The sequence below is a fragment of the Caballeronia arvi genome, assembly GCF_001544695.2.
GTDB lineage: Bacteria > Pseudomonadota > Gammaproteobacteria > Burkholderiales > Burkholderiaceae > Caballeronia > Caballeronia arvi.
Window position 1 is genome coordinate 58,708 of record NZ_FCOM02000045.1, and the last position, 10,498, is coordinate 69,205.

Annotated in this window: 11 protein-coding genes and 1 pseudogene; 4 read left to right on the forward strand and 8 right to left on the reverse strand. The window is 63.5% G+C overall.

Going from position 1 to position 10,498, the window contains the following annotated elements; all coding sequences use genetic code 11:
• Positions 1-8 precede the first annotated feature (8 nt).
• From AWB74_RS32640 to AWB74_RS32675, 8 genes are all read right to left on the reverse strand, one after another.
• Positions 9-1,253 carry an MFS transporter gene (locus AWB74_RS32640; RefSeq protein WP_061150744.1) on the reverse strand — a complete coding sequence of 415 codons (1,245 nt, stop codon included), beginning with the start codon at positions 1,251-1,253 and terminating at the stop codon, positions 9-11.
• 25 nt (positions 1,254-1,278) lie between these two features.
• Complete coding sequence (locus AWB74_RS32645; protein WP_087039329.1) at positions 1,279-2,469, reverse strand: M20 aminoacylase family protein; 1,191 nt, start codon at positions 2,467-2,469, stop codon at positions 1,279-1,281.
• A 15-nt stretch (positions 2,470-2,484) separates the two neighbouring features.
• Positions 2,485-2,964, reverse strand: coding sequence for a 6,7-dimethyl-8-ribityllumazine synthase (locus tag AWB74_RS32650; protein WP_061150745.1), 480 nt, complete (start codon positions 2,962-2,964; stop codon positions 2,485-2,487).
• 21 nt (positions 2,965-2,985) lie between these two features.
• The gene (locus tag AWB74_RS32655) at positions 2,986-4,461 is read right to left on the reverse strand and encodes a sodium:solute symporter family protein (protein WP_061150746.1); all 1,476 of its coding nucleotides are present in this window, start codon (positions 4,459-4,461) and stop codon (positions 2,986-2,988) included.
• Positions 4,458-4,679, reverse strand: coding sequence for a DUF3311 domain-containing protein (locus AWB74_RS32660; protein ID WP_061150747.1), 222 nt, complete (start codon positions 4,677-4,679; stop codon positions 4,458-4,460). The genes AWB74_RS32655 and AWB74_RS32660 overlap by 4 nt, the downstream gene beginning before the upstream one ends.
• 233 nt (positions 4,680-4,912) lie before the next feature.
• Positions 4,913-6,349 (reverse strand): NAD-dependent succinate-semialdehyde dehydrogenase, encoded by a 1,437-nt coding sequence (locus AWB74_RS32665; RefSeq protein ID WP_235024769.1) that lies wholly within the window; start codon positions 6,347-6,349, stop codon positions 4,913-4,915.
• 28 nt (positions 6,350-6,377) lie between these two features.
• Positions 6,378-6,890: a flavin reductase gene (locus tag AWB74_RS32670; protein ID WP_061150760.1), complete on the reverse strand. Its 513-nt coding sequence runs from the start codon at positions 6,888-6,890 to the stop codon at positions 6,378-6,380.
• A gap of 41 nt (positions 6,891-6,931) precedes the next feature.
• On the reverse strand, positions 6,932-8,305 hold the full coding sequence (locus tag AWB74_RS32675; protein WP_061150749.1) for an LLM class flavin-dependent oxidoreductase: 1,374 nt from the start codon (positions 8,303-8,305) through the stop codon (positions 6,932-6,934).
• A 213-nt stretch (positions 8,306-8,518) separates the two neighbouring features.
• Between AWB74_RS32675 and AWB74_RS32680 the strand changes: the two genes are divergently transcribed.
• The 4 genes and pseudogenes from AWB74_RS32680 to AWB74_RS32695 form a co-directional block, all read left to right on the forward strand.
• On the forward strand, positions 8,519-9,076 hold the full coding sequence (locus AWB74_RS32680; RefSeq protein WP_061150750.1) for a helix-turn-helix domain-containing protein: 558 nt from the start codon (positions 8,519-8,521) through the stop codon (positions 9,074-9,076).
• A gap of 164 nt (positions 9,077-9,240) precedes the next feature.
• Complete coding sequence (locus tag AWB74_RS32685; protein WP_061150751.1) at positions 9,241-9,723, forward strand: aldehyde dehydrogenase family protein; 483 nt, start codon at positions 9,241-9,243, stop codon at positions 9,721-9,723.
• Positions 9,716-10,117 (forward strand): TIGR01841 family phasin, encoded by a 402-nt coding sequence (gene phaP / locus AWB74_RS32690; protein WP_061150752.1) that lies wholly within the window; start codon positions 9,716-9,718, stop codon positions 10,115-10,117. The genes AWB74_RS32685 and phaP overlap by 8 nt, the downstream gene beginning before the upstream one ends.
• 91 nt (positions 10,118-10,208) lie before the next feature.
• Positions 10,209-10,498: pseudogene (locus tag AWB74_RS32695) on the forward strand (class I poly(R)-hydroxyalkanoic acid synthase); the annotation flags it as partial.

Consider the following 10,498-nt stretch of genomic DNA (forward strand, 5'->3'; position numbering starts at 1 on the left):
CCCGTCGCCTACGATGGCGACGCCTGGCCGCTCGCCCGCCGTCTGAGCACGGGGGCGAATCCCAGCAGGCCGGCGATCGGGCCGATCACGAGCAGCCACGACGAATCGAGCCCGATCTTTTCGAACAGCGCGGTTGCCGCTGAAATCGATACGACCGTGATCGCGAAGCCGATCGAATTCTGAATGGCGAGCGCGCTGCCCACGAGTTCGGGCGGGCAAGCCTTCGCGGAAAGCGCGGAAAACTGCGGCGAATCCGCGACGACGGTCGCGCCCCACACTAGCATCAGAACGAGCAGAAGCGGGACGCTCGCGTCGCGCCACAGCAGCGCGAACAGCACGCAGCACGTGCCCGATATCGCCAGCGCGCCTGCCGCAACGGCCGCGCTGCCGATTCTTCGCGACAGCATGCCGCCCGCGAGACAGCCGACGGCGCCTGCCGCGAACACGAAGAACGACAGGCCGGACACGCCGCCCGCGTGCACGCCCTGCGCGAGCGACGAGTGCGCGATGTAGAGCGGAACCAGCGTCCAGAACGCGTAAAGCTCCCACATGTGGCCGAAATAGCCGAGCGCCGCGCAGCGAAAGTCGGGGCGTTTGAGTGCATCGAGTATGCCGGGCGATGAAGCCGCCGCGCTTCCCGCCGCACGCCGACGCGCATTCGCTATGCGTGACCCATCGCCGAGAATCGCGATCAGCACGCTCGCGAGCAACGCCAGCGCCGACGACGCCACGATGATCGCCTGCCACGGCCAGTCCGCGCCCACCACTTTGAGCGCGTGCGGCAGGCCCGAGCCGAGCGTCAGCATCGCGACGAGTTGCGCCAGCGCGGTGCCGGTTTTCTCGGGCGCCCAGTTGACGATCAGCTTCATGCCCATCGGATAGATGCCGGCGAGACACACGCCGACGAGAAAGCGGCACATCGCGCCGGAGAGCACGCCTGTCGCGAGCAGCGCGAACATCGCGTTGAAGACGGCGCCGAGAACGGCGCTCCAGACGAAGATCGAACTCGCGCGAAACCGGTCGGCGATGCCGCTCAACGACATCGTCAGCGTGCCGAGGATGAAGCCTGCCTGCACCGCGCTCGTGAGCAAGCCGATATCCGTCGCGCTGGCGTGCCACGCGCGCGTGATGCCGGCGGCCGCGCCGTTCGCGCTGAACCACAGCGAGGTTCCGAATAGCTGCGCGAGCGAGATCACCGTCACGGGGCCGATGCGATCCACGAGCAACCGCCGCACGCCGCTACTTTCCGCCATTGCCAAGGGACACTCTCCTGTTGTTTCAGCGCGTCGCGGCTGGCCGTCGGAACCAGGCGTGCGCGAGCGCCGTCCAGTATCGAACGCCTGCCGGAATGAGCGCGTCGTTGAAATCATAGGCCGGGTTGTGCAGGCCCGCATCGCCGCCGCTGCCGGCCAGCACATACGCGCCGGGACGGGCTTCCAGCATGAACCCGAAATCCTCGGACGTCATGTTCGGCCCGACATCGGCATGAACGTGTTCGTCGCCGAAAGTCGCGCGCAGCACGGTGGCGCAGAAGTCGGTTTCGTCTTTCGTGTTGACCGTCGCCGGGTAGTACTGAAAAAACTCGGTTTCGATGCGCACGCCATACGAATGCGCCGCCCCCTGACAGAGCCGGTCCACGCCTTCCTTGATGTCGTTCAGCAAACGCGACGACAACGTGCGGATCGTTCCGCGCATCTCGACCGATTCGGGCACGACGTTGTCCGTCTCGCCCGCGTGGATCATGCAGACGGACAGCACGGCCGGATCGACCGGGTCCTTATGCCGTGCGCAAAGCGTCTGGAATTGCAGCACCAGCGCGCACGCGACCGGCACCGGATCGATACCGCGATGAGGTTGCGCCGCATGCGCGCCGACGCCTTTCACGGAAATGCGAAAGCGCACGCCCGCCGCCATGATCGGACCCGCACGCAAGCCGAAGTGTCCCGCTGGCAGGCTCGGCCAGTTGTGCATCGCGAATACGGCCTCGCTCGGGAATCGCTCCAGCAGGCCTTCGTCGAGCATGCGCTTCGCGCCCGCGCCGCCTTCTTCCGCAGGCTGAAACACGAAGTGAACGCTGCCGGGCAATCGCGGCAATTGCTTGAGCACGCGCGCGGCGGCCAGCAGCATGACCGTGTGGCCATCGTGACCGCAGGCGTGCATGCGGCCTTCGTGACGCGACGCATACGCGTGCTGACTCGTCTCGCGGATCGGCAACGCGTCCATGTCCGCGCGCAGCAGAATCGCGCGCGAAGAATCGATGCCGGGCAGGCTCGCGACCACGCCGGTGCCGCCGAGTCCGCGCGTGACTTCGAAGCCGATGTCGCGCAGTACATCGGCTATCACGTCAGATGTGCGGACTTCCTCGTAACGCAGTTCCGGATGCGCGTGCAGGTCGTGCCGCAATGCAATCCATCGGGGAAGATGTTGGTCGATCAAATCGTCCAGCAACGTTTCAGTGCCTTGATTCATGCTCTTTTCGAAGGTTCATGTGAGCGTCTCGACGCGATGGTGGTCGAGCGCTTCGAGGTTCAGCAATTGCTGCATGCAGGCGTCGGCCAGCTCGCTTCCCTTGATCGAGAAGTGGTCCTTGAAGAACTGCAGATGCGCCGCGTGCTCGTGGAAATGATGCGGCGTGAGCACCATCGAGAAGACCGGCACGTTCGCATCGAGTTGCACGCGCATCAATGCATCGACGACCGTGCTTGCCACGAAATCATGCCGATAGATGCCGCCATCGACGACGAACGCCGCGCCCGCGATCGCGTCGTAGCGTCCGCTCGCCGCGAGCCGCCGCGCGAACAGAGGAATCTCGAACGCGCCGGGAACGGTGAAGAAGTGAATGCGGTCTTCATCGATTCCCTTGCCCTGCATGCGGCGCGCGAAGGCCTGCTTGCCCGGCGCGAGGATGTCCGAATGCCATTGCGCTTCGATGTAGGCAATCGTGAATCCGGCGTGTGCGTTCATCGTGTGCTCCTTGAAGGCTCGTCAGAGCGCGGTTGCGCCGCTACGCGCTTCATCGGTGGCGCGCCGCGTGAGCAAGCTCACGACGATCAACGTCATCACGTTCAGCACGAGCGCGACGATGCCGACGTTCAGGTCCTTCAGCGCAACCGGCAGGAACGGGAACAGTTGCGCGATGGTGCTCTTCGTGAGCGACACGGCCGCCACCGTCCCTTCGCCGACGATGATGCTGGCGAACGCGGCCGGTCGCGTGACCGGGTTGTTGCGCATCAGCGACGCCACCAGCACGGGGAACAGTTGCGTGACGAGCGCATACGCCATCAGCAGCAGCGAGACGATGGTCTGTCCGCCCTGCAACGTGAAGAACACGGCGGCGAGCATGATGAGCGGCGCGATCCAGCGCGCCGAAGCGGCGATATGCTCCTTGCTCGCGCCCGGCCGCGCCACGCGATAGACGTTGTTCGCGAGCAGCGTCGATGCGGTCATCAGGATCATCGAGCCGGGCACGATGGCCGTCAGCACACCGGCCGCGCCGATCACGCCGACGAACCACGGATCGAATGTCGCCATCGAAATCCTGAGCAGCGCCAGATCGATCTCGGTTCCCTTGAGGCCCGGAATGCGCAGCACCGCCGCGAAGCCCACGAAGAAAATGAACAGCAGCATGAGCTGATAGATCGGCAGCACGTAGGCGTTTCTGCGCAGCACTTCCTCGCGCTTTGCGGTGTACGTCGCCATGAACATGTGCGGCCACATATAGAAGCCGAGCGTCGAGAGCAGCACGGTGGAGACGAGCCACACCGGGCTTTCGCCACGCGCCGGCAACGCGAGAAAGCCCGGCTTCGCCTCTTCGATGGCCGCGAACATCTGCCCGACGCCGCCGTAGTAATGGAACGGCAGATACAGGCCCAGAAACACCGCGACGCCCATCACGAGGATGTCTTTCACGACCGAGGTCCACGCCGAGCCATGCACGCCCGACAACGCGACATACACGGCCACGACCGTGGCGCCGATCCACACGCCCTGCGTCGATGACAACGCCGAATACGACGCCACCGTCACGATGATGCCGAGCCCTTTGAGCTGCAGCACGAGATACGGAATGAGCGCAACGATGCCGACGATCGCGACGAACACGCCGAGCATCGGGCTGCGGTATTTGGCGGCGAAGAAGTCCGGTTGCGAGATGAGGCCGCGCTGCTTTGCGTAGCGCCAGATGGGCGGAAGCAGCCAGTACGACAGCACGAAACACAGGCTGCCGTAGCCGATCATGTAGTACGCGGCGCCGCCGTGCCCATAGGCGTATCCGCTGCCGCCGAGAAACACGAAGGTCGTATAGATTTCGCCGGCCATCAAAAGAAACACGATCGCGGTGCCGAAACCGCGTCCGCCGACGGCCCATTGCTCCAGACTCATGCCTTTGCCCGGCCGGGCGCGGATGCCAAGAAACAACGCGAGCGACATCGCCGCGAAGATGATCAACAGTGCGCTATTCATGCATGCTCTCCCGCCATGTCTTCACTGGTTTTGACGCGGTGCTTGCTGTCGGAATGACAGATGAGGGCCATCACGATCGACGTGACGACGAGCGTCCCGGCCAGCCACGCAAGCAGAAACGGCATGCCCAGAACGAACGGCGTCACGCGATTCAGAAAGAACGGCCCGAGCAATACGAACGCGGGCGGGAAAACGACGAGGGTGTGGATGGGACGCATCGAGACTCCACGAGCTTTTGTTTTGAAAAGACGAGCGGAGCCACGGGCAGCCATGTCCCGGACGAGAACGCCGTCAACCTTTGCGGTGTTGCCTTGCCCCGGAATGCGCACCGCGGGCATTCCGTCTTGCACGCGCCGGATCGCAACCCGGCGCGCGGAACTTGACATGCGGTTTAGTCGGCCGATTCCCGTCCGATGAGATGACGCGATCAGTCGATCGATGGATCAGTCGATCACAGGATCAGGTGAGAGATGCTCTTGACCGTCGTGTAGCACTCCAGCCCTTCGACGCCGCCTTCGCGTCCATAGCCGCTTTCCTTCACGCCGCCGAAAGGCGTCTCCGACACCGCGGACACGAAGTGATTGATCGCGAGATTGCCCACTTCCATTTCCTGCCCGAGCCGGTACGCCGTCGCGGCGCCGCGTGTGAACGCATAGCCCGCGAGTCCGAAGGGCAGGGCGTTCGCCTTCGCGATGGCTTCATCGAGTGAATCGAACGGCGACACGACGCACACCGGCCCGAACGGCTCCTCGTGCATGATGCGCGCGGCATCGGGCACGTCGGCGAGAATCGTGAACGGGAACAGATAGCCCGCGCCCGGCAGCCGCCTGCCGCCGCAGATCAGGCGAGCGCCTGCGTTCACGGCGTCCTGCACGAGCGCTTCGATCTCCTCCAGCCTGCGACGGCTCGTGAGCGGGCCGATATCGCTGCCCGCGTCCAGCGGATGTCCAGCGCGAATCGCCTTGCCGTGCCGCCCGAACGCATCGACGAATGCGTCATACACCGCGCGATGCACGAAGTAGCGCGTCGGCGCCACGCACACTTGCCCCGCGTTATTGAGCTTGCCCTTGACGCAGGCGAGCGCGACCGAATCGATATCGATGTCGTCGCAGACGATCACGGGCGCGTGTCCGCCGAGTTCCATGATCGCGGGCTTCATGAAGCGCGCCGCGAGCCCCGCGAGATGCTTGCCGACCGGCGTGGAGCCGGTGAACGTGATGCCGCGCACGACCGGATTCGAGATCAGATGCTCCGAGATCTGCGCGGGATCGCCATAGACGAGATTGAGCACGCCCGGCGGCAGGCCGGCATCCATCAGCGCGGTGGCGAGCATGACCGCGCCCGCGGGCGTTTCCTCCGCCGGCTTGAGCACGATCGCGCAGCCGCTCGCCAGCGCCCCGCCGATCTTGCGCGCGGGCGAACTCATCGGGAAATTCCATGGCGTGAAAGCGGCGATCACACCGAGCGGCTCGCGAATCACCGTATGACGCATGCCCGGCTCGGCGGGAATCACGCGTCCGTAGAGGCGCTTGCCTTCGTTCGCGTCCCAGGCCATCAGATCGCAACTGCGCAGCACTTCGGCGCGTGCCTGAGCGAGCGTTTTGCCCTGCTCCATCGCGATGACCGGCGCGATGCTCTCGACGCGCTCGCGCAGCAACTCCGTCGCGCGCAGGATGATTTCGGCGCGGCGCGCAGGCGACGTGCGCTTCCAGACCTGAAGTCCGCTTTGCGCGGCTGCGAGCGCGTCGTCGAGATCGCGCGGCGTGGCGTTCGGCACGCTGCCGATCGCGGTTTCGTCGGCGGGGCTGATGACCGGTCGGCCCGGCGCGTCGCGCCATTGTCCGCCGATGAGCATCTGAACTTTCGGGTAATCGATTGCCATTGACATTGAAGAATCTCGATCGTATTTCGACACGTCACGCCGCCACGGGCGACATGCCCGCCGCCGCATTGCCGACGCGATGAAAATTGCGCGCGTAGTAGATGAGCGCATCGGCTGCGCTGCGCGTGCGCGTCGCTTCGATGGTGCAGAAGAAGACCGTGTGCGTGCCGACTTCCGTGGTGGATTGCACCGCGCAGTCGAGCGCGCTGATCGCGTCTTCGAGTACCGGCGCGCCGGTTTCGAGCGCGTGCCATTCGCCGCACGCGTAGCGCTCGTCCATGCTGGCGTCCTTGGTGGCGAAGCGCGCCGCGACGTGCTGCTGTTCCGCCGACAGCACGTTCACGCACAGCACGCCGTTCTCGCGAATGATCGCGTTGTTGCGGCTCGACCGGTTGATGCACACGAGCAGCGTCGGCGGATCGTCGGTGACCGCGCACACGGCGGACGCGGTGCAGCCCGCGCGGCCCGCCGCACCATCGGATGTGATGACATTGACGGACGCGCCCAGGCCCGCCATGGCTTCTCGAAACTTTGTCTTGTCGATCATGATGTCGCCCGATTCGATTTGCGGATGATGAAGATGAGGGATCAAAGGTTCGCGTCGAAGCCGCCGCGATACTGCGCCGCCGGATGCGACTCAGGCAGCCGGGCGTGGCCGAACAGCTTCTCGCGATACGTGCCGTCGCGATACGACGTCTTGTACGCGCCGCGTTCCTGAAGCACCGGAATCAGCAGATCGACGACATCGTCGAAACATTCGGGCACCACGGTGCGCGACAGATTGAAGCCGCCGATGCCGGTTTCCTCTGCCCATGCCATCATCAGATCGGCGATGCTTTGCGCGGACCCGACCCACGGCGTCTGCCGGCTGCCGAGCACCATCTGTTCGAGCAGCTTGCGGCGCGTCCATTGCGGGCCGGCGGTGCGCGTCATCGCTTCGACGTTCGAGACGATCGCCTGGCTCTTCTGCGTATCGACCGGCTCGTCGATGTCATAGCGCGAAAAGTCGATGCCCAGCGACGCCGCCGCATGCGCGAGCGCCGCCTCCGAGCTCACGTAGCGCCGGTAATCCTCGAGCTTGTCGCGCGCTTCCGCATCGGTGCGGCCGATCACGAGCGTCGCGCCCATGAAGACATTCACGTCGTTCGCCTCGCGTCCGTACTGCACGGCGCGCGCGCGAATATCGCCGACGATCTCGCGGATGCCGTCCTTCCTCTGCCCGTTCACGAACACGCATTCGGCGTGCGTCGCGGCGAACTGGCGGCCGCGCGTCGACGAACCGGCCTGATACAGCACCGGCGTGCGTTGCGGCGAGGGCGCGCACAGATGCATCGCATCGACCTTGTATTGCGCGCCTTGATGATGAATCGCGCGCACCCGCGACGGCGACGCATACACGCCGTTCGCGCGGTCGTTGAGCACGGCGTCGTCGGCCCAGCTTCCTTCCCAGAGCTTATAGACGAGCGACATGTATTCTTCGGCGAGGTCGTAGCGGTCGTCGTGCGCCAGTTGATGATCGATGCCGATGGCGCGCGCCGCGCTGTCCAGATATCCGGTGACGATGTTCCAGCCGATGCGCCCGCCCGTCAGATGATCGAGCGTGGACATGCGCCGCGCGAACAGAAACGGCTGCTCGTATGTGAGGTTGCACGTGACGCCGAAGCCCAGATGCTTCGTGACGGCGGCCATGGCGGGCACGATCATCAGCGGATCGTTCGCGGGCACCTGCACCGCGCCGCGCAGCGACGCATCGGCGTTGCCGCCATAGACGTCGTAGACGCCGACGACGTCGGCGAGAAACAGGCCGTCGAAGAGTCCGGCTTCGAGCTTCTTCGCGTAGTCCATCCAGTACTGGAGTTCGCCGTGCCGGCTGGACTGGTCGCGCGGATGCGCCCACAAACCCTGCTGGATGTGGCCGACACAGTTCATGTCGAAGGCGTTGAGTCGGATTTCTTGCGGCATGGTGTGTCCTATATTCAATAGCGCGTGGTACTTGTCGGGTTCATGGCCTAAAACTGTCTCAGTGCGTTTACTATAGTGGACGTTTGGCTACTTTAAAAAATAATTTAGCTAGGGTTTACGAGGGCCGGCCGACGATATGACCTACTGGCGGTTACAGCAAGGCGCGCGTCTACAATGCGTCCTCCCACGTTGATCAAAGAAGGGGGTTTTTAAGTGACAAGTGACCCGACCGACGCCATCGCCACTCGCGTCAAAATCGAACGCGAAACGCGGAATTGGTCGCTTTCCGAACTTGCCGAGCGATCTGGCGTTTCGAAGGCGATGATTAGCAAGATTGAGCGCGGCGAAGCCAGTCCAACTGCTACCGTCCTCGGCCGGCTGTCAGGAGCGTTTGGACTACAGCTTTCGACATTGCTTGCGCTGGCAGAGCAAGCGGGACTGAGGATCAGCCGTGCTGACTCCCAGCCTGTTTGGCGGGATCCCGAAACGGGCTATACGCGGCGTGTACTGTCGCCGTTGAACGGTTCAGTGCTGGAACTGGTTGAGGTAAGCCTGCCCGCAGGTGCGAGCGTCGCTTACCCATCATCCGCGTTCACCTTTCAGCATCAACAAATTTGGGTGACCTCGGGCAAGTTAATCTTTGAGGAAGGGGACGTCACACACACGCTGAATGCGGGAGACTGTCTACAACTCGGACCGCCTGTTCAATGTAAGTTTGTCAATGCGACCGACGCGGCATGCACATATGTACTTGGGCTGGTCAAACGCTAAGGTTTTGGTTCGATGAATCGAGTACGTGCACGGTGTTCGCTTCTACTTTGCACTTGAGTTCTCAACCGGCGACGCAGTCCTGCATGCAAGAGGTAGCTAATGGCTTCATCGTTGCGTACTGCGACCGCACTCACAGTGCTTCGAGCAGGCCATTGCGTTTCTGAATGTTCTTCTTCATCGGCAACTGTTGGCTGGTGTGTTCTTGGCGTGTCGGCTGTACGCTCGCCGTGCTTGGCGAAAACGCTGGCTTGCCGCGCGGCGTATTATCTGTGCTGACTGGCACCGGCGAAACGATCCGATCTGCGATGGTGTCGGACGAGCGCGTGCGAAAGATTGCCTTCACGGGTTCCATCGAGGAAGGCAAGCGGCTGATGGCGCTGTGCTCAGAGACCGTCACGAAAGTGTCACTCGAACTGGGTGCGAATTGCCCGTTCATCGTGTTCGAGGACGCGGACATTGATCTGGCCGTGAAGGACGCGGTCGACGCGCGTTTCCGCCATTCGGGCCAAGCCGCGATGTGCGCGAACCGGTTCTTCGTGCACGAGAACGTCTACGATGTGCTTGCGATTCCGAGGTCGCTCAACATTGAGTGTAAGCTCGCAGAACGTAGCTCTCGTAAAAAAACCCCAGGAGACGGTCATGGCTGAACAAACCAATCCCTTTGGCGATCTGGCAAAGGTGCTCGAGCAGTTCAAGGTGCCGGGCGTCGATATGTCCGCGTTGGTCGAGTCGCGCAAGAAGGACATCGAGGCGATCGTCGAGGCAAACAAGTCCGCCTATGACGCGATGCAGGCATTCGCCCGTAAGCAGACCGAGATGCTGACGCAGGCCATGCAGGACATTCAGGCAGCCGCGCAGGTCGGCGCGACGGACCCTGGCAAACACGCCGAAGTGGCGCGCAATGCGTGTCTGAAGGCGGTCGAGGACATCAAGGATCTGGCTGAAATTGCACGCAAATCGCAAGTCGAGGCAATGGCGAGCCTCACCAAGCGTGCGAATGAACACGCGGCGGAGATCCAGCAGATGCTTCAGCGTAAATAGCCGAAAAGCTGCGCCCGTTGCGCGAGCAGTCCCTTTCTCTTCTCGTTACGGGAACGGCGGGGACGTTGGATCATCACTCTCGGGGGACAGCATGGCCGCGCCTTTCAACATGCCGGACGAGTTCATTCAAGGCTTCTTCAAATCGGGGCAGACGTTACTGCAGGCCTACACCGGCGCGTCTGGGCAGATCGGCGAAGCGCCCTCGACTTCCGCCGGTATGCCCACGCTCGCGCTGGCGCAGGCACAGGCACATTACTGGCAACAGCAGATGGCGCTGTACGCTGGAATGATTGCGCATGCAACAGGGCAGAAATCGGAGCCGGCGGTCCAGCCCGAGCGCGGCGACCGGCGCTTCAACGCCGAGGCCTGGAGCGCGAACCC